General features: G+C 74.9%; 21 protein-coding genes. 13 read left to right on the top strand and 8 right to left on the bottom strand.

Features of this window, described 5'->3' with window-relative positions:
* Positions 1–61: 61 nt before the first annotated feature.
* Both Athai_RS20650 and Athai_RS20645 read left to right on the top strand, forming a co-directional pair.
* Entirely contained in the window at positions 62–1,294 is a 1,233-nt protein-coding gene (locus Athai_RS20650) for an acyltransferase family protein (RefSeq protein WP_203963027.1), read from the top strand.
* A 192-nt stretch (positions 1,295–1,486) separates the two neighbouring features.
* Positions 1,487–2,626, top strand: a complete 1,140-nt coding sequence (locus tag Athai_RS20645) for a glycosyltransferase family 4 protein (protein WP_203963026.1) — start codon at positions 1,487–1,489, stop codon at positions 2,624–2,626.
* Between the two features lie 180 nt (positions 2,627–2,806).
* Here Athai_RS20645 and Athai_RS20640 read toward each other — a convergent pair whose 3' ends face one another.
* The gene (locus tag Athai_RS20640) at positions 2,807–3,406 is read right to left on the bottom strand and encodes a PadR family transcriptional regulator (RefSeq protein ID WP_203963025.1); all 600 of its coding nucleotides are present in this window, start codon (positions 3,404–3,406) and stop codon (positions 2,807–2,809) included.
* A 56-nt stretch (positions 3,407–3,462) separates the two neighbouring features.
* Between Athai_RS20640 and Athai_RS20635 the strand changes: the two genes are divergently transcribed.
* On the top strand, positions 3,463–4,164 hold the full coding sequence (locus Athai_RS20635; protein ID WP_203963024.1) for a DUF998 domain-containing protein: 702 nt from the start codon (positions 3,463–3,465) through the stop codon (positions 4,162–4,164).
* Between the two features lie 21 nt (positions 4,165–4,185).
* On the opposite strand, the gene Athai_RS20630 is transcribed toward Athai_RS20635, so the two are convergent.
* The 4 genes from Athai_RS20630 to Athai_RS20615 all read right to left on the bottom strand — a co-directional run bounded on the left by Athai_RS20630 (position 4,186) and on the right by Athai_RS20615 (position 9,128).
* Positions 4,186–4,815 carry a hypothetical protein gene (locus tag Athai_RS20630; RefSeq protein ID WP_203963023.1) on the bottom strand — a complete coding sequence of 210 codons (630 nt, stop codon included), beginning with the start codon at positions 4,813–4,815 and terminating at the stop codon, positions 4,186–4,188.
* A gap of 71 nt (positions 4,816–4,886) precedes the next feature.
* Positions 4,887–5,549 carry a response regulator transcription factor gene (locus Athai_RS20625; RefSeq protein WP_203963022.1) on the bottom strand — a complete coding sequence of 221 codons (663 nt, stop codon included), beginning with the start codon at positions 5,547–5,549 and terminating at the stop codon, positions 4,887–4,889.
* Between the two features lie 63 nt (positions 5,550–5,612).
* Positions 5,613–7,244 (bottom strand): sensor histidine kinase, encoded by a 1,632-nt coding sequence (locus tag Athai_RS20620; RefSeq protein ID WP_203965977.1) that lies wholly within the window; start codon positions 7,242–7,244, stop codon positions 5,613–5,615.
* 90 nt (positions 7,245–7,334) lie between these two features.
* Complete coding sequence (locus tag Athai_RS20615; protein WP_203963021.1) at positions 7,335–9,128, bottom strand: AMP-dependent synthetase/ligase; 1,794 nt, start codon at positions 9,126–9,128, stop codon at positions 7,335–7,337.
* A gap of 181 nt (positions 9,129–9,309) precedes the next feature.
* On the opposite strand from Athai_RS20615, the gene Athai_RS20610 reads away from it, so the two are divergent.
* The 5 genes from Athai_RS20610 (at position 9,310) to Athai_RS20590 (ending at position 12,668) form a co-directional block, all read left to right on the top strand.
* Positions 9,310–9,711: a polyketide cyclase / dehydrase and lipid transport gene (locus tag Athai_RS20610; protein ID WP_203963020.1), complete on the top strand. Its 402-nt coding sequence runs from the start codon at positions 9,310–9,312 to the stop codon at positions 9,709–9,711.
* 11 nt (positions 9,712–9,722) lie between these two features.
* Complete coding sequence (locus Athai_RS20605) at positions 9,723–10,169, top strand: SRPBCC family protein (protein ID WP_203963019.1); 447 nt, start codon at positions 9,723–9,725, stop codon at positions 10,167–10,169.
* Positions 10,170–10,438: 269 nt separating this feature from the next.
* Positions 10,439–10,879 carry a hypothetical protein gene (locus tag Athai_RS20600; RefSeq protein WP_203963018.1) on the top strand — a complete coding sequence of 147 codons (441 nt, stop codon included), beginning with the start codon at positions 10,439–10,441 and terminating at the stop codon, positions 10,877–10,879.
* A complete protein-coding gene (locus Athai_RS20595; RefSeq protein ID WP_203963017.1) occupies positions 10,870–11,814 on the top strand; it encodes an ROK family glucokinase in 945 nt (314 codons plus the stop codon). Before Athai_RS20600 ends, Athai_RS20595 begins: the two co-directional genes overlap by 10 nt.
* A 173-nt stretch (positions 11,815–11,987) precedes the next feature.
* A complete protein-coding gene (locus Athai_RS20590; RefSeq protein WP_239157055.1) occupies positions 11,988–12,668 on the top strand; it encodes an endonuclease/exonuclease/phosphatase family protein in 681 nt (226 codons plus the stop codon).
* Positions 12,669–12,740: 72 nt separating this feature from the next.
* Here the strand turns inward: Athai_RS20590 and Athai_RS20585 are convergent, their stop codons facing one another.
* Positions 12,741–13,427, bottom strand: a complete 687-nt coding sequence (locus Athai_RS20585) for an SDR family NAD(P)-dependent oxidoreductase (RefSeq protein ID WP_203963016.1) — start codon at positions 13,425–13,427, stop codon at positions 12,741–12,743.
* Positions 13,428–13,523: 96 nt separating this feature from the next.
* Between Athai_RS20585 and Athai_RS20580 the strand changes: the two genes are divergently transcribed.
* The 4 genes from Athai_RS20580 (at position 13,524) to Athai_RS20565 (ending at position 19,437) form a co-directional block, all read left to right on the top strand.
* Positions 13,524–14,330 carry a LysR family transcriptional regulator gene (locus Athai_RS20580; RefSeq protein WP_203963015.1) on the top strand — a complete coding sequence of 269 codons (807 nt, stop codon included), beginning with the start codon at positions 13,524–13,526 and terminating at the stop codon, positions 14,328–14,330.
* A gap of 71 nt (positions 14,331–14,401) precedes the next feature.
* On the top strand, positions 14,402–15,358 hold the full coding sequence (locus Athai_RS20575; protein ID WP_203963014.1) for an NAD(P)-dependent oxidoreductase: 957 nt from the start codon (positions 14,402–14,404) through the stop codon (positions 15,356–15,358).
* A complete protein-coding gene (locus tag Athai_RS20570; protein ID WP_203963013.1) occupies positions 15,358–16,233 on the top strand; it encodes a phosphotransferase enzyme family protein in 876 nt (291 codons plus the stop codon). Before Athai_RS20575 ends, Athai_RS20570 begins: the two co-directional genes overlap by 1 nt.
* Positions 16,234–16,326: 93 nt before the next feature.
* Positions 16,327–19,437, top strand: a complete 3,111-nt coding sequence (locus tag Athai_RS20565) for a WD40 repeat domain-containing protein (RefSeq protein WP_239157447.1) — start codon at positions 16,327–16,329, stop codon at positions 19,435–19,437.
* Positions 19,438–19,502: 65 nt separating this feature from the next.
* Here the strand turns inward: Athai_RS20565 and Athai_RS20560 are convergent, their stop codons facing one another.
* Complete coding sequence (locus Athai_RS20560; protein ID WP_203963011.1) at positions 19,503–20,402, bottom strand: LysR family transcriptional regulator; 900 nt, start codon at positions 20,400–20,402, stop codon at positions 19,503–19,505.
* Between the two features lie 383 nt (positions 20,403–20,785).
* On the opposite strand from Athai_RS20560, the gene Athai_RS20555 reads away from it, so the two are divergent.
* Positions 20,786–21,973, top strand: a complete 1,188-nt coding sequence (locus Athai_RS20555) for an MFS transporter (RefSeq protein WP_203963010.1) — start codon at positions 20,786–20,788, stop codon at positions 21,971–21,973.
* Between the two features lie 98 nt (positions 21,974–22,071).
* Here Athai_RS20555 and Athai_RS20550 read toward each other — a convergent pair whose 3' ends face one another.
* Positions 22,072–23,256, bottom strand: a complete 1,185-nt coding sequence (locus Athai_RS20550) for a glycine C-acetyltransferase (RefSeq protein ID WP_203963009.1) — start codon at positions 23,254–23,256, stop codon at positions 22,072–22,074.
* Between the last annotated feature and the right edge of the window lie 91 nt (positions 23,257–23,347).

Raw genomic sequence — 23,347 nt, 5'->3', positions numbered from 1 at the left:
TATCGGACGAATTACCTGGCGTCACCTGATCGCCGAGACGCACCGGGAGTGACCAGCCCCCGTGACCGGCAGTACAGCCGACCCAGCCGCACGGGTACCCGCGCCGCGGGCGCCGCTGGGCTACCGGCCGGCCCTGGACGGGATCCGGGCGCTGTCGATCATCGCGGTGATCGTGTTCCACACGCCCGGCTGGGGCTCGCTGCCGCAGCTGCTGCCCGGCGGCCACATGGGGGTCACGGTCTTCTTCGTACTCTCCGGGTACCTGATCACCACGCTGCTGCTCGGCGAGCTGCACCGCACCGGTGACCTCGACCTGCGTGCCTTCTACCTGCGTCGGGCCGCCCGGCTGCTGCCCGGACTGCTGGTCGTCGCGGTGGTGCACTCGCTGTTCTGGAGCAGCCAGGACGGCGTGCTCAAGACCGTGCTGCCGGTCGTGGCCGCGCTGCTGTACCTCAGCAGCGTGTTCGCCGGGTTCTGGCGACTGATGGGCAAGATCACCTGGAGCTGGTCGCTGTCGGTCGAGGAACACTTCTACTTCGGCTGGCCGCCGCTGCTGCGCTGGCTGTTCCGCACCGGGCCCCGGCCCGCCGGGCGGTCGCTGCCCCGACGGCACCCGATGTTCGCGGCGACGGTCGCCGCGCTGCTGATCGTGGCGATCGCGGTCGCGCTGCGGGTCACGTTCGTGCACTCGGTGCGCTGGCACGACATGCTCTACTACTCGACGTTCACCCGGATGGACGCGCTCGCGGTGGGTTGCCTTGCCGCGCTCGCCGCCTGGCGGCACCGGCTGCCGTTCGCCCGCTCCGCCGGGTGGCTGGGCGCCGCCGTGCTGGCGGTCAGCTGCCTGAGCCAGCAGTGGTCGATCGGGCACGCATCGCTCAACCTGTGGGGCCTGCCGCTGGGTACCGCCGCCGCCGCGGTCCTGGTGGTCAGTGTGGTGCAGCGGCCGGACGCGTTGCTGTCCCGGCTCCTCGCGATCCGCCCGCTGGTGCACGTCGGCACCATTTCGTACGGGCTGTATTTGTGGAACCTGCTGCCCGGCCGGGCGCTGATGGAACTGCGCGGCCACCATCCCGGCCACCTCGCCACGGTGCTGTCCTGGCTGGTGATGCTCGCCGCGGTGGAGCTGTCGTACCACCTGGTGGAGCGGCCGGTGCAGGTGTGGGCGCGGACGAAGCTGAGCGGCGGGCCGCGGCGGCGCCCGGTCCGTCCGGTCGGCGCACCGGCCACCGAATGCACCCGCCAGGTCTTCGCGCGGGCCGCCTCCTGGCGGATCCCGACCGTCGTCCGCTAGGGCGTGTCTTCATGGCTCCGCCCGGGCGAACGGGCCCGGCGCAGCCGGGTGGCTGGCCATGAAGACACGCCTAGCTCGGCCCGCCGCCCGCTGCCGACCGTGTCCGCGCGAGCCGGGGTCGCTCGGTTGGTGTCCGGCGGATCGGAGCGGGTTGGCCGGGGCCGCTGCGTGGCCGGCGCCTACCATCGCCGGATGGGCCGCACCCTGCTGATCACCAACGACTTCCCGCCGCGTACCGGCGGGATCCAGAACTTCGTGCACGCGCTCGCGGTGCGGCAGCCGGCCGACTCGCTCGTGGTGTACGCGTCGTCCTGGCGCGGCGCCGCCGAGTTCGACGCCGAGCAGCCGTTCCCGGTGGTCCGGGCCGACACGACGGTCCTGCTGCCCACCCCGCGGGCCCGCCGGGCGGCAGTGGCGCTGGCCCGCGAGTACGACTGCGACACCGCCTGGTACGGGGCGATGGCGCCGCTGGGGCTGCTGGCGCCGGCGCTGCGGGGCGCCGGGGTGACCCGCCAGGTGGCGCAGACGCACGGGCACGAGGCGGGTTGGGCCGCGCTGCCCGGCCCGCGCGGCCTGCTGCGCCGGATCGGGCAGCACGTCGACGTGGTCACCTACCTGGCCGAATACTTCCGGGTCCGGCTGGACCGGGCGATCAACGCGCGCCGGCCCGGCGCCCGGTTGGAGCACCTCGCGCCGGGCGTGGACACCGAGAAGTTCCGGCCCGACCTGGTGCACGGCGAGGGGGCGGGGATCCGGCGCGAGCTGGGGCTCGCCGACCGGCCGGTGATCGTCTGCGTGTCCCGGCTGGTACCGCGCAAGGGGCAGGACACGCTGATCCGGGCGCTGCCGGAGGTGCGCCGGCGGGTGCCGGACGCGGCGCTGCTGATCGTGTCCGGCGGTCCGGACAAGCAGCGGCTGCAACGGCTCGCGGCCGACACCGGCGTGGCCGACCACGTGGTGTTCACCGGGTCGGTGCCGTGGACGGCGCTGCCGCACTACTACGCGGCCGGCGACGTGTTCGCGATGCCGTGCCGCACCCGCCGCGGCGGGTTGGAGGCCGAGGGCCTGGGCATCGTCTACCTGGAGGCGTCGGCGACCGGGTTGCCGGTCGTGGCGGGCGACTCGGGTGGCGCGCCGGACGCGGTACGCGAGGGTGAGACCGGTTTCGTGGTCTCCGGCACCGACCTGCCGGCGCTGTCCGACCGGCTCGTCACGCTGCTGTCCGACCGGTCGCTCGCGGCCCGGATGGGCAAGGCGGGCCGCGCCTGGGTCGAGTCGGACTGGCAGTGGGACACCATCGCCGCCCGGATGACCGGCCTGCTGCGCGGCTGAGCGCGGGCCGGGCGGACTCGCTCGGCTGGGTACCGGTGGCCGGGCGTCGCCGCGGTTGCGCGCCCCGACGGCTGCGGCGCGGCGGCTGCTTCCCGGCGGCTGCGGGCCGAACCTAGCCACCCGGCGGCGCGCGGTCCGGCGGCGAGGGCCGGAAGCCGTGGCAGCTCGGTGGGAGCGTCGTCAGGCGCCGGTGTGCAGCCTGGTCGCGGCGTCGTCCAGTTCCGGTTGGTGCCAGGTCAGGGAGCCGTCGGCGAGCTCGCGCAGGACGCCGTCGAGCCACCGGATCTCCGCCTCGACGATCGCGTGCTGGTATCCGGTCTCCAGCACCGACACCCGGGGCAGCTCGAATCCGACGCCGTCGACCAGGGCGTCCCGCGCGGCAAGCCGGCCCACCAGCTGCTCGCGGCGCCGGGTGAGCAGCTCGCGGACGGTCTCGGGGGCGAGCAGCGGCAGGAACGACAGCGCGGCCGGGAACTCGGGGAACTCGTCGCGGGCGGTGCTCAGGGCCTCGGTGAGCCACCGTTGCCGGATGTCGCGGCCGGTGTCGGTCAGCTCGTAGACGGTGCGTTCCGGGTAGCGGTGATCCCGTGCGGTCTCCCGGGCCCGGATCAGCCCCTCCTCGTCGAGCCGTTTGATCAGCTTGTACAGGGTGGCCCGTTGGCCGACGTTGACGACCTGGTCCTTGCCCCATTCCTTGAGTAGTTGCTGCATCCGGTAGGGGTGCAGCGGCTCGTCTTCGAGCAGACCCAGGATCGCCATCGCCAGCGGTGAACGTCGCACCCGGCAAGCGTAGCAACTAGTTGCCTGAACACTAGTGTCTGTGCAACTATCACGGCATGACTATCACGACAGACAGCACGGCCCCCCGCGCCGGGGCCGCCACGCCAGTCCCTGCCCGCCGGCCCGGGGCCGCCTATCTGGCGCTGGGCGCTCTGCTCGGCCCGGCACTGTGCACCGTCGCGTGGATCGTGCTCGGGCTCGTGAGCCCCGGCTACTCCATCGGCGGCGACTGGATCTCGCCGTACTCCGCGATCGCCCAGCCGATCAGCGGGCTCGGCATGGGCGCGACCGCCGCGTACATGAACCCCGCGTTCGTGCTCAGCGGGCTCGTCGGCGTCGCCGGCGTGGCCGGCGTGCTGGCCCGCGTGCGCCGGTCCGGCCGCCGTGCCCTGCGGTGGGTCGCGCTCGTGCTGCTGGCGGCGTCGCCGGCCGGCCTGGTCGTGGCCGGGCTGTTCCCGCTGGACTCGCCGGTGCTGCACCTGGCCGGCGGCACGATGCTGCTCGGGCTGCCGGTGCTCGGCTTCCTGGTCGCCGGCAGCTACCTGCGCGGGGCCGCCGGCTGGGCCCGGTTCGGCCGGCTGCTGATGCTGGTCGCGAGCCCGCTGACGCTCGCCCTGTTCGTGCTGTACTCCGCGACGTTCGACCACTCGGTGGTCGCGGCCGGGCACGGCGTCGCCGGCCTCACCCAGCGGCTGCTGTGCGTCGAGATCTTCGGCTGGTACGCCGCGCTGGGCTGGCGCGCGTTCCGCCGGCGCTGACCGGCGTACGGGGTGGCGCGGTCAGGCGGCGCGCAGCTCGTCCTCGTGGCCGTGCGCCCGGACCAGGGCGGCGGCCAGCCGGGGCAGGTCGCCGGCCGGCACCAGCCCGGCCAGCCCGGCGGCGCTGTACGGCAGTCGCAGGGTGCGGGCGGTCGAGCGCACCCGCTCGTCCGCGTACGGTGCCACCGACGGCCAGGTCGCCTGCACCTCGCGCAGGAAGATGTCCGCGCCGGTCGGTCCGATCCCGGGGAACTCGGTGAGCAGCCGGGAGATGCCCGCCGCCGCGCCGTCCGCCTCGTCCCGCAGCCGGCGCAGGTCGCCGCGCCAGCGGTCCAGCAGCAGCCGGGCGCCGTCGCCCAGCTGGGTGGCGGTGCGCTCGTCGTACCGGCGGTAGTGGCCGCGGCCGAGCGCATCGACCCGCTGCTGCCAGGTCGCGTCGAGCATCCTGCGCGGCGTCCGGTACCCGGCGGCGGAAAGCTCGCGGGCGGCGGCCACCGCGATGTCGGCGGAGATCCGCGCGGACAGCAGGTGCGCGAGCACCAGCAGCCGGTACAGCGGAGACGGGGTGTCGGCGAGCCGGATCCCGGCCTGCTCGGCGAAGCTGCGCCCGTACCGGTCGAGCAGGGTGCGCACGGTGCCGTTCCGGGTCATGACGATCACCTCCGCCCCGGCGACTACCCGGCCCGGCGCCGCGCACACGTCGGGTGCCCGGCCGGTACCGGTCAGAAGCGGGGCGAGTCGGGCGCTTCGAGCAGGCCCAGCCGCAGCGCGGTCATCAGCGCCTGCGCCCGGTTGCCGGCGCCGAGCTTCTCGTACAGCTTGGAGATGTGCGTCTTCGCGGTCGACTCGGAGACGTAGAGCTGCTTCGCGATGCCGGCCACGCTCATCCCGTCGGCGAGCAGCTTGAGCACCTGGCCCTCGCGCGGCGACAGCTGCGGGCCGGACGGCTCCAGCCGGCGCTTCATCGCCTCGGCCAGGTCGGCGGCGGTGAACGCGTTCGGGGTGGCGGCGGCGTGCCGGGCCGCGGCGACCACGTCGTCGGCCGGCGCGCTCTTGGGCACGAACGCGCTCGCGCCGGCCTCCAGCGCGCCGAACAGCTGGTCGTCCCCGGCGTACATGGTCAGCACCACGATGCCCATCGTGGGGTGCGCCTTGCGCAGCTCGCGGGTGGCGGTCAGCCCGCTGCCGTCGGGCAGCCGCAGGTCCATGATCACCACGTCCGGCCGCAGCGCGGCGGCCTGGCGTACCCCGTCGCCGGCGGCGCCGGCCTCGCCGACCACCTCGAAGTTCGGATCGCGCTCGAACGCGTGCCGCAGACCCTTGCGAATCAGATCGTGGTCGTCGACCAGCAGGATCCTGGTACGGCCGATCGGCTCATCGGGCATGGCGCTCACTCCGCAATCCGGGGATCATCCTGTACGCGGAGTGCCGGGCCCGGCGCCGACCAGTCATGCCTCGTCGGCGGCCGTGCCGTCGTCGGCACCCTCCGCTGCCGACACGCTACCGCGCCGGGGCCGTGCCGCGAGTACCGCCGTGATCGTCGTGCCGGATGGCCTACGGGGTTGTATCCCCAACTCGGCCCTGATGCGCCGGGCACGTTCGGCCATGATGGTCAGTCCGTAACTGCCCTCATTGGGCCCTTCCGGCATGCCCTGGCCGTCGTCGGCCACCTCGATCCGGGCGTACGGCGGGTCGATCTCGCAGGTCACCCAGAGGTTCTCGGCGCGGGCATGCTTGCGGGCGTTGGTGATGGCCTCCTGGCCGATGCGCAGCAGCTCGGTCTCCACCGTCGCCGGCAGCCGCGCGGTCGAGGTGTCCAGCGACAGGTGCACCCGCATCCCGCTGGAGGCCGCGACGGTACGGGCGTAGTCGGCGAGCGCGGTGGCCAGCCCGCCGGACGGGTCGACGTCGGTACGCAGTTCGAACAGCGACAGGCGCAGCTCGGTGATCACCCGGGTCACCTCGGCGCGCAGCGTGTTCAGCTCGCTGACCGCCTGGTCCGCGCCGGTCACGTCGGTCAGCTCGGCGACCGCGTTGTCGATTCCGTACCCGACCATGACCAGTTCCTGCGCGACCCCGTCGTGGATCTCCCGGGCCAGCCGCTGCCGCTCCTCGGTCGTGGCGAGCGCGCGGACCTCGTCGAACAGCAGCGCCGCCTCCAGCCGCAGCGCCGCGGTCGACACCAGTCCGCGGACCCGGGCGACCGTCTCCGGCGGGTACGCGCCGGTGCGGTCCGACTCGACCACCAGCAGGCCGATGCTGCGCACCCCCGCGACCAGCGGCACCACCAGCGCGGACACCGGGTGGCCGGTGATCGAGCGGGCCAGCGAGGTCGAGGTGAGGTGCGGCTGCTGGCTCAGCCAGGCCTCGGCGATCGGGGTGTCCGCCGACAGCGACGTCTCCCAGTCGGTACGGTCCGGGCCGCGCTGGGTGAGCACCACCAGCCGGCCGCCGCCGGACCGGCCGAGCACCGCGGCCCGGTCGCTCGGGGCCGCCGAGGTCACCTCGTCGAGCAGGCCGGCGGCGATGCCGCCGAGGTCCAGGGTGCCGCCGGGCAACTGCCGCGCCACCGTACGCAGCTGGGTCAGCAGCCGGGTGGCCGCCGCGTACGGCTGCGGCTCGGTGCGGCCGGCGTCGGCGTACATCCGGCGCCCGGCGAGCGCCGCAGCCAGCGCCAGCAGCAGCCAGAGCACGGTCGTCAGGACGAAGTCGCGGCCGGTCAGCCGGCCGCTCGCGACGCTCGTGCCGAACGTCGTCACCGCGGCCAGCGCGACCAGCGCGAGCGCCTCGCCGACCCCGGCGACCGCGGCGGACCGCACCGGTACCAGCAGGTACGGCAGGGTGGTGCCGAAGCTGGTGTGCAGCGCGGCGGTGGACAGCCCGACGACGATCACCTCGGCGATCCGGCCGAGCCGGCACAGCAACCCGAGCCGGCCACCGGTCCCGGGCGCGATGGCCAGCCCGGGCAGCGCGGCGACCGCGAGCAACGCGCACCAGCCGACCGTGCTCCACCCCGGTGTCGAGGCCAGCACCAGTGCGGCGACCACGACCAGCAGGGCGGCCCGGAGCGGGCGCAGCATCCGGACCACGCCCTGGCCCGGCCGGTCGGGCGACTGCGATGCGCTGCTCACCGGCTCACCTTGCCATCCCTCGTACCCGAGCGACGGGCGTCAGCGGGTGTAGATCGCGTCGATCTCGTCGGCGTACTGCTTGAGCACGACGCCGCGCTTGACCTTCAGCGACGGGGTCATCTCGCCCGTCTCCTCGCTGAAGTCGCGGGGCAGGATCCGGAACACCTTGATCGACTCGGCCCGGGAGACCGCCTTGTTGGCCTCGTCCACGGCGGACTGGATCTCGGCCCGGATCTCCTGGTCGCCGCTCAGCGTGGCCGGGTCGGTGTTCGGCTTGCGGCCGTGGTTGCGCAGCCAGCCCGGCAGTGCCTCGGCGTCCAGGGTGACCAGCGCGGCGATGAACGGCTGCCGGTCGCCGACCACCATGCACTGACTGACCAGCGGATGCGACCGGACCCGGTCCTCCAGGGTGGCCGGTGCGACGTTCTTGCCGCCGGCCGTCACGATGATCTCCTTCTTGCGGCCGGTGATGGTGAGGAACCCGTCCTCGTCCAGCTCGGCCAGATCCCCGGTGTGGAAGTAGCCCTCGTCGTCGAACGCCTCGGCGGTCGCCGCCGCGTTGTTCCAGTAGCCGGTGAACACGTAGTCGCCCTTGACGCAGAGCTCGCCGTCGTCGGCGATGCGCACCGACGAGCCGGGGATCGGCCGGCCGACCGTACCGATCTTGCCGTGGTCCTGGTCGTTCACGGCGATCACCGGCGAGGTCTCGGTCAGCCCGTACCCCTCGAAGACGGTGATGCCGACACCGCGGAAGAAGTGCGCCAGCCGCTCGCCCAGCGGTGCGCCGCCGGAGATCGCGTACCGGCACTGGCCGCCCATCGCCGCCCGCAGCTTGGCGTACACCAGCTTGTCGAAGAGCGCGTGCTGCAGCCGCACCCCGGCGCTGATCTTCCCGGTGTCCAGCCCCTTGCTGTACGCGATCGCGACCCGCTCGGCCCGATCGAAGATCGCGCCCTTGCCCTCGCCGTGCGCCTTCTGCTTCGCACCGTTGTAGACCTTCTCGAACACCCGCGGCACCGACAGCAGGAACGTCGGCCGGAACGAGGCGAGGTCGGGCAGCAGGTTCTTCACGTCGCCGGTGTGCCCCATCCGGGCCCGCGCCTGCACCGCGCCGAGCTGCACGATCCGGGCGAACGCGTGCGCCAGCGGCAGGAACAGCAGCGTCGCGGACCGCTCGTTGAACAGCGGCAGCAGACCGGGCACCGCGTTGGCGATGTCGGCGTAGAGGTTGCGGTGGGTCAGCTGGCAGCCCTTGGGCCGCCCGGTGGTACCGGAGGTGTAGATCAGCGTGGCCATGTCGTCGGCGCCGCGGGAGCTGCGACGCTGCTCCACGGTCTCCGGCGGCACCGAGCCGCCGCCGGCGACCAGGGTGCCGACCGCGTCCTCGTCGATGGTCCAGACGTGTTCGAGCGCCGGCGAGTCGTCCCGTACCCCGGACACCAGGGCGGCGTGCTCGGCCGTCTCGACCACCACGCCGACGGCGCCCGAGTCGGCCAGGATCCACGCCACCTGGTCGGCCGAGGACGTCTCGTAGATCGGCACGGTGACCGCGCCGGCCGCCCAGATCGCGTAGTCGAGCAGCGTCCACTCGTACCGGGTCTTCGACATCAGGCCCACCCGGTCGCCGGCGCCGACCCCGGCCGCGACCAGCCCGCGAGCCACCGCGACCACCTCGTCCCGGAACTGCCGGATCGTCACCGGCTCCCAGTCGGTGTCCCGCCGGCGGGAAAACTGCACCGTGTCCGGGTACTCCTCGGCGTGCCGCCACACCACGTCGGTGAGGTTCTCGTCGTCGGCGACGCTGACGAGGGGGGGAACGGTCAACTCGCGCACGCTCTGCTCCTTGCGCCCGGCTGGCGGCGGGGATGCTCTCGCCGCCGGTGATCTCTGCTGCGAAACCTACCGCCCAGTACCACGGTTCGTTGACCCCCCGGTCGTGGAAATGGCCGGCCGTGTCCGGCGCGCTGCGCAGCGGTCGCCGGTGCGGACCTCCCAGTGTGGCAGGCTGGCCGGCATGCCGCTGGTCGACGTGCTGCAGGAGACGTTCGTGGCCGCCGCGCCCCGGCTGGTCGCCGCCGCGCTCGCCGACCCCGCGGTGCCGGCCGATCTGTGGCCGGACCTGGCCGTCACGGTCACACAGCGGCGTGGCCTGGAAGGTCAACGGTACGCGGTGGGCGGCGCCTGGCGCGGCACCGCGGAGCTGTGGTTGCAGCCCTGCGCCGACGGCGTGCTGGTCCACTCGTACCTGCGGGTCGACTCGGCCGGCCCGGTGTCGGCGCGGGCGGCGCGGCGCGAGCTGGCCCGCCGGCAGCGGACGATGCGGTGGGGTCTGTGGCGGTACAAGGACCGGATCGAGGCGGCCCGCGCGCCGGGTGAGGTGGCGGTGGGGACGATGGTCGACCGGACGGCACGGTAGCCTCACGATCCATGACGGACTCCTCGACGCAGTCGATCGTCGTGCGCGCCACCCCGCAGCGGGTCGTGGAGATCATCAGCGACTTCCCGGCCTATCCCGGCTGGGCCAGCGCGGTGCAGACCGTCGAGGTGCTGGAGGAGTACGAGGACGGCTACGCCAGCCGGGTCCGGTTCGTCCTCGACGCCGGGGTGCTCAAGGACACCTACACCCTGGAGTACGAGTACGCCGAGGACCTGAGCCGGATCCAGTGGCGGCTGGTCGAGCCGACCCGCGTGCAGAAGAACCAGGACGGCTCGTACGACATCGACGACAACGGGGACGGCACCGTCACGGTGACCTACTCGCTGTCGGTGCAGCTGGCCGCCCCGATGCTCGGCATGCTCCGGCGCCGCGCCGAGAAGATGATCATGGATGTGGCGTTGCGGGAGCTGAAGAAGCGCGCCGAGAGCGCCGAGTAGCCCGCGCCGGGAGCGCCGAGTAGCCCGCGCCGGGAGTTCCGGGCCGAGCCCTGGGGCGTCGGGCAGGAGAGCGGGCGGGCAGCCCCGTCGTCGCGATCCGGCGGCGCCGACCGTCCGATCGGCCGGCGGGTCGGAGCCGGACTGCCACCCGCGTCACGGTGGTGAGCCTGCCGCGGTCGCACGCTCGGCCCGCCAAGTAGAGTTCGTCCCGGTCGAGGTGGTGGTTGGGCGGCCGGGCGCGCGGCGCCGGCCGGGACGGGAGTGCACCGGTGGCACACGCTGCGGTACGCGACGAGGCGCGGTTGCTCGTCGCCGGCGTCCTGGCCGCGGCGTCCCGGGTGGCGAGTGGCTGGCCCGGCGAGGACGGCTGCCGGTGCCCGCTGTGCCGGGCCGCCGCGGCGGTCCGGGAGCCGGATCCACAGCTGTCCGAGCGGCTCGCGGACGCGGTCGGCACCGTCGCCGACGGCGTCGCAGGCCTGCTCCGTACCTGGTCCGACGGCGGCGCCGGGCGGTCGAACGGCCACGCCGGGGCCGACGGCAGTGCCGGGGCCGACGGCAGTGCCGGGGCGGACGGCAGTGCCGGGTGGCCGAACCGCGGCACTGCGGACGGCGCCGGGCCGGCCGACGACGGTACGTCGGCCGACGATGCGGCGGCAGGTGAGCCCGCCGACGGCGGGGCGCAGACGAAGGGAGACGTCGGGTGTCAGTGACGATCGGGGTGGATGTCGGCGGCACGAAGGTGGCCGCCGCGGTCGTCGCCGAGGACGGCACGGTCGTCGCGGAGACCCGCCGCGACACGCCGGCCGACGACGTCTCCCGCACCCTGCAGATGATCATGGATGCGGTGGAGGAGCTGGCCAGCGCGCACCAGGCCGAGGCGATCGGGGTCGGTGCCGCCGGCTGGATCGACGCGGATCGCTCCACGGTCCTGTTCGCGCCGAACATCGCCTGGCGCAACGAGCCGCTGCGGGCCGAACTGGCCGACAAGTTCGGCCTGCCGGTGGTGGTGGAGAACGACGCGAACGTCGCCGCCTGGGCCGAGTACCGCTTCGGCGCCGGCCGCGACGTCGAGTCGATGATCATGTACACCGTCGGTACCGGCATCGGTGGCGCGGTGATCATGGAGGGCCGGCTGATCCGGGGCGCCCACGGCATCGCCGCCGAACTCGGCCACCTGACCGCGGTGCCGGACGGGCAGGTCTGCGGCTGCGGCCGGCGCGGCTGCCTGGAGCAGTACGCGAGCGGTCAGGCGCTGGTGCGCCTCGGTCAGGTGGCCGTGGCGCACGTGCCGGCCACCGCGCCGATCCTGACCGAACTCACCGGCGGCGACCCGGAGAAGGTCACCGGGCCGATGATCACCGACGCGGCGCGGAAGGGCGAGCCGGCATCGGTCGCGGCGCTCGCCGACATCGGCAAGTGGCTCGGGCTCGCCTGCGTCGACCTGGTCCAGGCGCTCGACCCGGCGGTGATCGTCGTCGGCGGCGGCGTGGTCGAGGCCGGCGATCTGCTGCTCACGCCGGCTCGGCAGGCGTACGTGGATGGCATGGCGCAGCGCGGGCAGTTGCCGGTCGCCGAACTGCGTCCGGCCGAGATGGGCAACACGGCCGGCGTGGTCGGCGCCGCCGACCTCGCCCGGTCTCGCTAGGTCGCTGCGCCGGCCTGATTCGCCCGCTGGACTGCGCGGATTCGAGGCTTGTGTGCGTTCGCACACGGCGCCTCGCCTCCGCTTGCCAGCGAACGAATCAGGCTCGGCTCGCTTCCGTTGTCTCGGGTGCTGTTCCATCAAGATCAGGAACACCGTCGGTATGGAGGTTGGTTGTGGCCGGGCGGGTGCGGGTGTTGAGCTACAACGTGCACGGGCTCTCCGACGACCGGGAGGCGCTGTACCGGGTGGTCCGCGCGGCGCGGCCGGACATCGTGTTCGTGCAGGAGGCGCCGCGCCGGTTCCGCTGGCGTACCCGCTGCGCCGAACTCGCCCGGCACTGCGGGCTGTTCTTCGGCGCCGGTGGCGGTCCCGCCATCGGCAACCTGATCATGGTGGGGCAGCGGGTCCGGGTGCTGCGTGACTGGTCACTGCGGTTCCCGCTGACCCCGGGCCGGCACCTTCGCGGCGTGGCGTTCGCCGACTGCGCGCTGGCCGACGGCGGGCGCGTCACCGCCGTCGGTACCCATCTGGGTACCGACCCGGCCGAGCGCACCGACCAGGCCGAGCGGCTCGCCGCGGTGGTGAGTGCCCAGCAGCAGCCGGTGCTGTTCGCGGCCGACCTGAACGAGGCGCCGGGCGGCCAGGTCTGGTCGCACCTGACGAGCACGACGCTCGCGGACCCGGCCCCGGGCAAGGGCGACCCGACGTACCCGGCGACCGCGCCACGGTTGCGGCTCGACACCGTGCTGGCGCCGGCGACCGCGGTGGTGCACGACTACCGGGTGATCGACTCGGACGACGCCCGCCGGGCCTCCGACCACCTGCCGGTGCTCGCCAACCTGACCCTGTCCTAGGGCGTCCCGCGGACCGCGCCGACCCGCACCGGGCCGCCACCGTCCGCCGCGGGACGGTGGCGGCGCCGCCGGTCAGGCGGTGATCAGCCGTTCCGGTTCGGTCCGGGCGGCGGCCAGCTGCCAGTAGGTCTCGGCCAGTACGTCCGGGTGCGTGGTCGGGGTGTCCGGGGTCGGCGTCGGCGTGCCCTCCAGCCACACCCCGATCGACACGTGGCAGGCGTAGACGCCCTCGTCGGCGAGCAGCGCGTTGAGGTTGAGCACCCAGTTGCGCAGTCCGGCGGCGGCGATCCCGGGCCCGGCGAACATCGGCGTCGGGTGTACCGACGCGGCGCCGGTGGTGTAGAGCAGGGCGCCGGAGCCGGCCGCGCGCATCGCCGGCAGTACCGCCCGGGTGGCGGCGAGAGCACCGTGGCAGGTGGTGTCGACCTGCGCCTGCACGCCGTCGACCGTGAGGTCGACGGCGCTGGTGTAGGCGCCGCCCGACGCGGCCCCGGCGACGGTGGGGGAGTATTCGAGGACGTCGATGCCGCCGAAGCGGTCGGCGGCGCGGGCCAGCGCGTCGGTGAGCCCCGGCCGGTTCAGCACGTCCGCGGTGAACCCGGCGGCGTCGACGTTCTCGGCGGTGAGCTGCTGGACCAGCCCGTCGAGTCGTTCGGGGTTCCGGGCCAGCAGCGCGACCTGGTACCCGTGCCGGCCGAAGACCCGGCCGAGGGAGAGGCCGAGACGGGCGCCGGCGCCGACGATGGCAATGGTGGGCATGGGTGATCTCCTGGATGTGGTTGGGTGACTCGATCCCAGCACCGGTGGGGCGGGTGGGTCCAAGACCGGCTCGGCCCGGATCGATACCCTGGCGGCATGGATCGGCTGGAGACGCGCGAACTGGCGTACTTCCTGGCGGTGGCCGAGGAGCTGCACTTCGGCCGGGCCGCGGAACGGCTCGGCATCGCGCAACCGGCGCTGTCCCGGGCGGTCGCCCGGCTGGAGCGCCGGCTCGGGGTCGGGCTGTTCGACCGCACCAGCCGGGTCGTCGCCCTCACCTCGGCCGGCCGGATGCTGGTCGAGGATGCCCGGCACGCGCTGGACGCGGTCTCCGCCGCGGCCCGGCGGGCGCAGCGGGCCGGCGCGGTGACGCCCCGGCTGGTCCTGGCCATCAAGGTGGGCGGCGATGCCGGTCGGCTGCCCGAGCTGCTCGCCCGGTACCAGCGCGAGTCCGGCGTCCTGCCGGTGCACGTGATCTTCGAAGCCGACCGGCCGGCGCTGCTGCGCGACGGTCGCGCCGACGCGGCCCTGCTGTACGACCCGATCGACGACCTGCGCGGGTTCGACACCCAGCCGCTGCTCACCGACCCGCCCATCGCGGTGCTGCCGGCCGCGCACCCGCTCGCCGCGCGGACCGGCATCAGCCAGGACGAGCTGCGCGGCGAGACGGTGCACCGGCGCGAGGACGGCGCCGTCGGCAGCATCGACGAGCTGATGCACCGCATCGCGCTCGGCCAGCTCGTCGCGGTCCTGCCACGGTCGCTGACCGTACCGTTGCGGTCCGACCTGGCCGCCGTCCCGGTCACCGACGTCGAGCCGGTCACGCTGGTGCTCGCCTGGCCCGCGTACAGCACCTCGCCGTCGGTCGCCGCCCTCGCCCGCGCCGCCGAGTCGCTGACCTGAGCCGGCGGGCGCACCGGGCACACCGTGGTCGCCACCGTCGGCTGGGGCCGAAGGTGCCAGAATCCGACGGTGTGACAGGTTTCTGGGTGCATGGGGTGGCGTCGTCGGTCGGTGAGCGGGTGGTGGCCCGGCTGCGGGCCGAGCGGCCGGACTGGCGGTTCACCGACGGCGCGCCCCCCGAGAACGCCCGCTACTCGGTGCTCGTCGCGGGCCGGCCGGACGAGGCGCTGCTGTCCGCGAGCCCGGCGCTGCGCACGCTGGTGGTCCCGTTCGCCGGTGTCCCGGCGCAGACCGCCGAACGGCTCGCCGACCGGCCCGGCATCGCGGTACGCACCCTGCACCACACGGCCGGGCCGACCGCCGAGCTCGCGCTGGGCCTGGTACTCGCGGCGGCGCGGGCGCTGGTACCCGCCGACCGGGCGATGCGGGGCGGCGACTGGACACCGCGGTTCGTCCCGCCGCAGCCCACGATGGTGCTGGCCGGACACGCCGCGACCGTCGTCGGGTACGGCGAGGTCGGGCGCCGGGTGGCACGCGGCCTGGCCGCGCTGGACATGCGGGTCAACGCGGTGCGCGCCGGGGCGCGCGCGACCAGCGGCGACGGCGTCGCGCTGGTGCACCCGCCGCGCCGGCTGCCGGAGCTGCTGCGCCGCTCCCGGGTCGTGGTCCTCGCGGTACCGCTGTCCGCGAGGACCGGCGGCATGATCGGCGCGACCGAGCTGGCCCTGCTGCCCGATCCCGCCGTCCTGGTCAACGTGGCGCGGGCCGCGGTGGTGGACGAAGCCGCGCTGTACCAACGGTTGCGCGCCGGTGGGCTGGCCGCGGGCCTCGACGTCTGGTGGTCCGAGGCGTCCGCCGACGGCCCACGGACCGGCATCGCCGCCTCCCGCTTCCCGTTCCACGAACTGCCGAACGTGGTGCTCAGCCCGCACCGCGGCGGCGCGTTCAGCCTCCCGGAGGTGCAGCGGGCCCGGCTGACCGAACTGACCCGGGTCCTCGACGACCTGTCCGGCCACGATGGAGGGTGATGCTCGAACTGCTGCGCGGGGTGCTCGGCCGGTGTGTGGTCGAGGCGGACCGGTCCTGGTCGCACGGCGGCGCGCGGGTCCTGCTGGTTCGTGATGCGCGCGGCGGCCGGTGGGTGGGCAAGCGGCATCGCGACCGGGACCGGTACCTCGCCGAGCGGGACGCCTACCGGCGGTGGGTGCCGGCGCTGGGCGACCGGGCACCACGGCTGCGTGCCGCCGACGATGACACCGGAACCCTGGTGCTGTCGGCGGTGGCGGGCCGGCCCGACTGGCCCCGCGGCCTGACGCCGACGGTACAGCGCCAGGCCGGCGCGGCATTGCGCCGGCTGCACGAGGCGGCCGAGCCGGAGCCGTGGCCGGACTTCGCCGCGGTGTGGCTGGCCGAGTTCGACCGCTGGGCGCCGGTGGCGGCGGGCCTGCTGCCGGCGCCCGAGCTGGCCGCGGTCCGCGCCGCGGTGATCGGCCTGGGCGAGCTCCCGGTACCGCACCGGGTGCCCTGCCACGGCGACTACACGCCGCGAAACTGGCTGCTGGCACCCGTCGACGCCGTCGCGGGGCCGGCCCCGGCCGGTGACGGGTTCGCGGTGATCGACTTCGAGTGGTCCCGGCGCGACGTGTGGGTTTGCGACCTGGTCCGGTTGGCGGCCGGGCCGTGGTGCGACGATCCGGGGCTCGCGGCGGCGTTCCTCGCCGGTTACGGCAGCGCGCTCGACGCGGCCGATCGCGCCAGGCTGCTGCGCTGCGCCGCGGTACGCACCGTGTTCCTGGCGGCGTGGGGACGCCGCCACGGCGAGGTCGCGTTGGAGCGCGGTGCCCGGGAACAGTTCGCGCGGCTGTCCCGCGCGCTGCGCCGCGGCACCGGGCCGGTACCCTGACCTGATCGTCCACTATGGACAATGTGGACGGCGGTGCCCGGCTCGGTGGGCGGGCGAGGTGTCGTACCCGGTTGTTACAAAGGCCGGGTGGCGATGACGACTGTCGATGCGGTGCACGAGGCGGCCCGGACCGGGGACTGGCGGGAGGTGAGCGCGCGAGCGGGCGCCGAGCCGGCGGCGATCGTCGCCGCCGTGCTGTCCAGTGGGATCGAGTGGGGCAGCCTGCCGGGTGAGGTCGCCGCGGTGCTCAGCGTGGCGCAGCAACTGGGCTCCGCCGCCCCGCACGAACGTGGCCTGTTGCTCGACCTGGCGCGGGTCCGGCACGGTGCGCCGCCGCGCGGTGCGGGTCCGGCCGCCGGGCCCAGGCTGCGCTGGGCCGACGTGCCGCGGCGGCCGACCCACGTCACGGTGGCGACCGGCTGCCACGACTGGCTGACCGAGACCGTGCCGCTGCCGGACGGCCGCGCCCTGCTGGCGTACCAGGCGGCGCAACGCGTGCTGCACCTGTGGGATCCGGCGACCGGCACGGTGACCGCGACGATCCGGAGCCGCGGTGCGGTGCAGGCCGCCGCCGGTACGGTCGGTCCGGACGGCGTTCCGCGGCTCGCGGTCGCCGGCGGTCGCTCGGTGCAGGTGGCCGACCCGCGTACCGGCGCGGTGCTGGACAGCTGGATGGCCGGGCACGACCGGCCGGTCACGGCGTTGTGCTGGTTGACGCTGCCGGACGGCCGGCTGGCGCTCGCGACCGGCGGCCAGGGCGAGGCGGTGCGGGTGTGGACGCCGGCCGGCCGGCAGCTCGCCGAGGTGACGAGCGGGCCGTGGAACGGTGGCAAGGTCGACGCGATCGTGCCGTGGCCGCAGCTCGACGGTGACCTGCTGCTCGCGATCACCTGGGCCGGGACCTCGGTGCTGTGGGCGGTCGACCTGTCCGGTGCCGTGTTCGGCGAGGTCGGCGGCGTGCAGGCGAGCACCACCATCCCGGTCGGTGACCGGAGGTTGCTGGCCACCGCCTGGCACCAGGAGATCTCGCTGTGGGCGCCGGGCGAGCGGGAACGGTTCGGTGCGCCGATCCGGCTGCCGGACGGCTACGTGACGGCGCTGGCGGCGCTGCCCCGACCGGACGGGTCGACGGCGCTGGCGGTGGCCGACTCCGGTGGCCTGTGGCTGCTCGACCCGGCCGCGCCCGGGTCCGCCGGCACCAGGGTGCCCACCGTCGACACCCGTGTCTGGGCGATGGCCGCCCTGCCGCTGCCCGGCGGCCGGACGGCGCTGGCGACCCTCGACGAGGGCGACGCGGTGCGGCTGTGGGACGCCGACCGGGTCGTGCCGTCGGTGGCCGCCGGCTCCCCGTCGCTGCCGCAGGTCGCCCTGGTCGAGTCGCCGGACGGGCGGGTGCTCGCCGCTGCCGCCGCCGACGACGGCCTGCGGCTGCGCGATGCGGACACCGGTGCGCCGGTGGGCCCGCCACTGCTGGCACCCGGCGAGCAGGCCGGCACCGTCGCCGCGGTACGGCTGACCCACGGACGGGAGCTGCTGGCGACCGGTGACCGGTACGGCTCGCTGCTGTTGTTCGACCCGGTGACCGGCGAGCGGGTCGCGGCGACCCCGCCGGCACCCAGCGGCCCGGTCGGTACGCTCGCGGCCGGGGTGCTGCCGACCGGGGAGCCGGTGCTGGTCAGTGGTGACAGCCAGCTGCTCAGCTGGCACCCGGACGGTGCGCCGCGGGGGCCGGTGTCGCCGGCCGGTTTCCCGGACCGGCTGTCGGCGTCCGCCTGGCTGTCCTGGGGGGCCGACCGCGCCGCCCTGGCGCTGGGCACCTCGACGTGGCGCGGCGGCGGCGAGCTGCACATCGTCGACCCGGCGTCCGGGAAGCGGCTCATCGAGCCGGTCGAGACCGGCAACGTCGAGGCGCTGGCCGCGGTGCCGCGCGTCGGCGGTGATCCGCTGCTGGCGGTGGCCAGCGACCCCGACCGGGTGTGGTGCTGGGCACCGGACGGTTCCGGGGTGCTCACCTTGCCCGCCGAGCAGGTCCGTGCCCTGACCGGGTTCGTTCTCGACGGTCGGTCGCTGGTCGCGGCCGGCGGGAAGGACCGGACGGTCCAGGTCTTCGACACCGCCACCGGGTCCACTGTGGACTGCGGCCCGATGGCCGCGCGGGGCAAGGTGACCGCGCTCGCCACGCTGCGGCTCGCGGACGGGCGGACGCTGCTCGCCATCGCCGGTGGCCGCACGATCGTGCGGTGGGACCCGGTCGCCGGGGCGGCCGTCGGAAAGCCGCTGGCCGGCCACACCGACGTGGTGCACGCGCTCGCCGTGCTGCCCGGCCCGGACGGCGACACGTACCTGGTGAGCGCCGGTGCCGACCACACCGTACGGCTGTGGGACGCGGCGACGGGAGCACCGGTCGGCGAACCGGCCACCGGGCACACCGGCCCGGTGCGCGCGCTCGCCGCCGTGCCCCGCGCGGACGGCCGTACCGTGCTCGCCAGCGGCGGCGACGATCGCGCGGTGTGGCTCTGGGAGCCGACCGCCGACGGGCTGTCCGGCCGCCGCTGCACCGGTCACCACGGCGGCTCGGACCACGTCGTCGCGGTACCGCTGGCCGACGGCCGGGCCGTGGTGGCCACCGCGGCCGGCCACTACAACCCGTCCGGGCTGTGGCTGTGGGACCCGGCGGACTGGTCCGGTCGCCCGCTGGGCGACGGGCTGCACGGCCCGGTCGCGGTGGTGGAGCTGCCCGACGGTCGCACCCTGGTCGCCGCCCGGCACCGCGAACGCCTCCTGCAGCTGTACGACCCGACCACCGGCCGGGCCGTCGGGCGCCCGCTGCCGGTGCCGTTCGTCGACGCACGCGAGCTGGTGGCGGTGCCGACCCCGGCCGGACCGCGGCTCGCGGCGAGCGGCGCCAGCGGTGAGATCCGGCTGTACGATCCGGCGTCCGGCACCGCGGTCGGCCAACCGCTGACCGGACATGGCGAGGCGCTCACCGGCCTCGCCCCGCTGCGGACCGCCGACGGCAGGTCGCTGCTCGCCACCGGAGACCGGGACGGCGTCCTCCGGATCTGGGACCCGGTCGACTGCCGGTGCCTGTGCAGGCTGTCGCTGGATGTGCGCATCTGGTCGCTCGCCGGGCGGGGCACCCGGCTGCTGGTCGGCTGCGACGGCGGCTACCTGGCGCTGGAGGTCGACCTGGAGCGCGGTTGACCCGGGGAGGTCGACCTGGAGCGCGGTTGACCCGGGGAGGTCGATCTCGACCGCGGTTGACCCGGTCAGCGGGTGGCGGTGGCGCGGCGGATCGTGTCCAGCGTGATGGTGACCAGCGGGTGGGTTTCGGCGCCCCGGCGGTGCGCCGCGAACACCCGGCGGGTCGGCGGCGTACCCGCGACCGGTCGGACCACCGCGCCGTCGACCGGATCCAGCGCCGAGCGCGGTACCAGCGCGACGCCGGCGCCGGCCGCGGCCAGCGCCACGACCGCCCGGAAGTCGTCCGAGCGGTGCCGCACCCGAGCCGTGAAGCCGGCGTACTCGCAGGCCAGCGCGACGACGTCGTGGCACGGGTTGCCCGGCGACGGGCTGATCCAGTCGTCCGCGGCCAGATCGTGCAGCGCCACCTCGGTGTGCTTGGCGAGCCAGTGCCCGCTCGGCAGCACCGCGTCGAACGGCTCGGCGTACAGCGGGATCCGGCACAGCCGCGGGTCGCCGGCCGGCGGCGCGCCCCGGTACTCGACCGCGACGGCGAGGTCGATGCCGCCGTCGAGCAGCAGGCCGAGGCTCGCGTCGCCCTCGGCGTCCCGTACCCGGACGTCGATCTCCGGGTGGGTTTCGGCGAGCTCGGCGATCGCCGGTGCCAGCACGCCGGCGATCGCGGTGGCGAACGCGCCGACGGTGATCGTGCCGGCGGCGCCGGCGGCGTGCGCGGCGAGCGCCGACTCGGCCTGCTCCAGCCGGGCCAGCACCTCGGTGGCGTGGTCGGCGAGGAGCATCCCGGCGGCGGTCAGCCGGACCCGCCGGCCGCGCCGTTCCAGCAGCGGCTGTCCGGCCTCGCCCTCCAGCGCGGCCAGCTGCTGGCTGACCGCGCTGGGGGTCAGGTAGAGCGCCTGCGCCGCCGCGGTCACCGTGCCGTGGTCGGCCAGCGCGCGCAGCACCCGCAGCCGCCGAGGATCGATCACGCGCTCATGGTGCCTCGCCGCCCGCGCCGGTCGACCGGCACCCCCACGTCCCGGCACCGCCGCGGGTCGGTGGGCGCGGCCCGGGCGGTGGCGTGGATCTCGTTGGCGGGCGGACCCGGCGGTACCTATCATCCGAGCATGATCGCGGTCGACGGTTGGGCGACACCGCCGTTGCCGCTGTACGGCGAGGACCACAGCCGGTCCGACTTCGCGCCCTGATCGGGACCTGCCCGGTGAGCGGCCCGCCCGGGCCGTTCCGCCGCGCCCGCGGAGTCCCGATCACGCGCCCGCCGCCCTGGAGCCCCGATGCCCTGTTTCCTGCCTTCGTGTCCCGATCCGGCCGCGCCCGCCGGCCGCCGCTTCGACCAGCGGCTGGTGCGGCGATGAACGGGCCGCTGGCGCCGACGGCCGCGGTGCTGTCCCGTCGCCCCGCCGTCCGGCTGCTCGGTTCGTCGCTGCTCGGCCGGCTGCCCACCGGCATGGCCGCGCTCGCCGTGCTGCTGCTGGTCCGCGGTCGCGGCGGCGACTACGCGCTGGCCGGGTTGCTGTCCGGCCTGTACGCCGCCGGCAGCGCGCTCGGTGGCCCGCTGCTCGGCCGGGTCATCGACCGGTCCCGGCAGCCCCCGGTACTGCTGGGCGCCTCGCTCGCCGCTGCGGTCGGCTTCGCCGCGCTCGCGGTCGTACCGGTGGGCGGCGCGCTCGCGGTCGCCGCGATCGTGCTGGCCGGCGCCGCCACCCCGCCGCTGGAGTCGTGCCTGCGGGTGCTGTGGCCGCGGGTGGTGCCGGCGGACCGGCTGCACGCCGCGTACTCGCTGGACGCGGCGGCGCAGGAGATCCTGTTCGTGCTCGGCCCGCTGCTGGTGCTCGGCGCCGTCCGGCTCGCCGGACCGGCCGGCGGGGTACTCGTCGCGGCCGGACTCGGCGTGCTCGGGGTGGCGGCGTTCGTCTCGACGCCGCAGTCCCGGTCCTGGCGCGGGGTGCGCACCGAGTCCCGGCACCCGGCGGGGCCGCTGCGGTCCCGCCGGCTGGTCCGCCTGCTGGTCTCGCTGCTGCTGACCGGGTTCACCATCGGGACGTTCTCGGTCGGTGCCACCGCCTATGCCGAGCACGTCGGCGGTCGGTCGCTCGCCGGCTGGTTCATCGCGGCGAACGGGCTCGGCGCGCTGCTCGGCGGCATCGGCTACACGCTGGTGCCGGCCGGGCGGGACCTGTCCGGGCGGCTGCGGGTGGTCGCGGCGCTGCTCGCGATCGGTTACCTGCCGCTCGCCCTGCAGCCCGGCCTGGCCGGCATGATCGGTCTCTCGGTGCTGTCCGGGCTCTCCCTGCCGGCCGTGCTGACCTGCGGATTCGCCCTGGTCGAGCGGCTGGCGCCGGCCGGCACCGTGACCGAGGCGTTCACCTGGCTGGTCACCGCGTTCGGGATCGGCAACGCGGTCGGCGCGGCGCTGTCCGGCACCCTGGTCGACCGGTACGGCCCGGTCGCCGCCTTCCTGGCCGGTGCGGCCACCGCACTCCTCGCGGCACTCACCGTGCTCCGCCGCCTCACCCCGGCCGCCGACCGGCAGCGCTGACGCGGCGGCGTACCGGCAGGATCGGCGCCGCGGCGGGCGCGGCGCCGGTGGCGGCGAAGGTGCCGCCCGGTGCCGGGTCTGGCCGGGCGTGGCCGGTGTCAGGCGTCGAGTTCGGCGCGGGCGTCGACGAACGCGGCGACGGCGCGCTTGACCTCCTCCGTCGAGTGCGCGGCCGACAGCTGGACGCGGATGCGCGCCTTGCCCCGCGGTACCACCGGGAACGAGAAACCGATCACGTAGATGCCGCGGGCCAGCAGCAGGTCCGCGAGTTTCGCGGCGCGGGCGGCGTCGCCGATCATCACCGGCACGATGGGGTGCTCGCCGGGCAGCAGGTCGAAACCGGCCGCGGTCATCTCGGCGCGGAACAGCTCGGTGTTCGCGGTGAGCTTCGCGCGCAGGTCGCCGGACGACTCCAGCAGGTCGAGGGTGGCGATCGCGGCGGCCACGATCGACGGCGCGACCGAGTTGGAGAACAGGTACGGCCGGGAGCGCTGCCGCAGCAGCTCGACAATCTCGGCGCGGGCCGACACGTACCCGCCGGACGCGCCGCCGAGCGCCTTGCCCAGGGTGCCGGTGACGATGTCGACCTTGTCCTGCACGCCGGCCCGCTCCGGGGTGCCGCGGCCGTTCGGGCCGACGAACCCGACCGCGTGCGAGTCGTCCACCATCACCAGCGCGTCGTACTGTTCGGCCAGCGCGCAGATCTCGGCGAGTGGCGCGTAGTAGCCGTCCATCGAGAACACGCCGTCGGTGACGATCAGCCGGTACCGGGCGTCCGCCGAGTCCTTGAGCTGCTGCTCCAGGTCGGCCATGTCCCGGTTCTTGTACCGCAGCCGGCGCGCCTTGCACAGCCGGATGCCGTCGATGATGCTCGCGTGGTTCAGCTCGTCGGAGATGACCGCGTCGGCGTCGGACAGCAGCGTCTCGAACACGCCGCCGTTCGCGTCGAAGCAGGAGCTGTAGAGGATGGTGTCCTCGGTGCCGAGGAACTCCGACAGCTGGTGTTCCAGCTGCTTGTGGATGTCCTGGGTGCCGCAGATGAACCGGACCGAGGCCATCCCGAAGCCGCGCTCGGAAAGCGCCGTCTTCGCCGCGGCGATCAGCGTCGGGTGGTCGGCCAGGCCGAGGTAGTTGTTCGCGCAGAAGTTGATCACCGAGCTGCCGTCGGCGACGGTGATCCCGGAGTCCTGCGGGCTGGTGATCACCCGCTCCTCCTTGTACAGCCCGTCGGCGCGGATCTGTTGCAGCGTCGCGGTCAGGTCCTCGCGCATCCGGTCGAACATCCGGCACCTCTCCTCAGCCGTGGTCGGGGCCTCGCCGTTGTGGGGGCAAGGCACCGTCCTTTGCTTTGCGCACCTCCGTGCACCACCTGGT

It is taken from the genome of Actinocatenispora thailandica (assembly GCF_016865425.1).
Taxonomy (GTDB): Bacteria; Actinomycetota; Actinomycetes; order Mycobacteriales; family Micromonosporaceae; genus Actinocatenispora; species Actinocatenispora thailandica.
This window is presented reverse-complemented; position numbering and strand designations above follow the sequence as displayed.

Excerpts from the sequence above, each read along its gene's own strand:
- Athai_RS20610 (WP_203963020.1), top strand. The coding sequence starts at position 9,310 with ATGCCGCTGGTCGACGTGCTGCAGGAGACGTTCGTGGCCGCCGCGCCC.
- Athai_RS20585 (WP_203963016.1), bottom strand. The coding sequence starts at position 13,427 with ATGCCCACCATTGCCATCGTCGGCGCCGGCGCCCGTCTCGGCCTCTCC.
- Athai_RS20620 (WP_203965977.1), bottom strand. The coding sequence starts at position 7,244 with ATGCTGCGCCCGCTCCGGGCCGCCCTGCTGGTCGTGGTCGCCGCACTG.
- Athai_RS20625 (WP_203963022.1), bottom strand. The coding sequence starts at position 5,549 with ATGCCCGATGAGCCGATCGGCCGTACCAGGATCCTGCTGGTCGACGAC.
- Athai_RS20565 (WP_239157447.1), top strand. The coding sequence starts at position 16,327 with ATGACGACTGTCGATGCGGTGCACGAGGCGGCCCGGACCGGGGACTGG.
- Athai_RS20605 (WP_203963019.1), top strand. The coding sequence starts at position 9,723 with ATGACGGACTCCTCGACGCAGTCGATCGTCGTGCGCGCCACCCCGCAG.
- Athai_RS20635 (WP_203963024.1), top strand. The coding sequence starts at position 3,463 with ATGACTATCACGACAGACAGCACGGCCCCCCGCGCCGGGGCCGCCACG.
- Athai_RS20555 (WP_203963010.1), top strand. The coding sequence starts at position 20,786 with ATGAACGGGCCGCTGGCGCCGACGGCCGCGGTGCTGTCCCGTCGCCCC.
- Athai_RS20550 (WP_203963009.1), bottom strand. The coding sequence starts at position 23,256 with ATGTTCGACCGGATGCGCGAGGACCTGACCGCGACGCTGCAACAGATC.
- Athai_RS20645 (WP_203963026.1), top strand. The coding sequence starts at position 1,487 with ATGGGCCGCACCCTGCTGATCACCAACGACTTCCCGCCGCGTACCGGC.
- Athai_RS20580 (WP_203963015.1), top strand. The coding sequence starts at position 13,524 with ATGGATCGGCTGGAGACGCGCGAACTGGCGTACTTCCTGGCGGTGGCC.
- Athai_RS20630 (WP_203963023.1), bottom strand. The coding sequence starts at position 4,815 with ATGACCCGGAACGGCACCGTGCGCACCCTGCTCGACCGGTACGGGCGC.
- Athai_RS20570 (WP_203963013.1), top strand. The coding sequence starts at position 15,358 with ATGCTCGAACTGCTGCGCGGGGTGCTCGGCCGGTGTGTGGTCGAGGCG.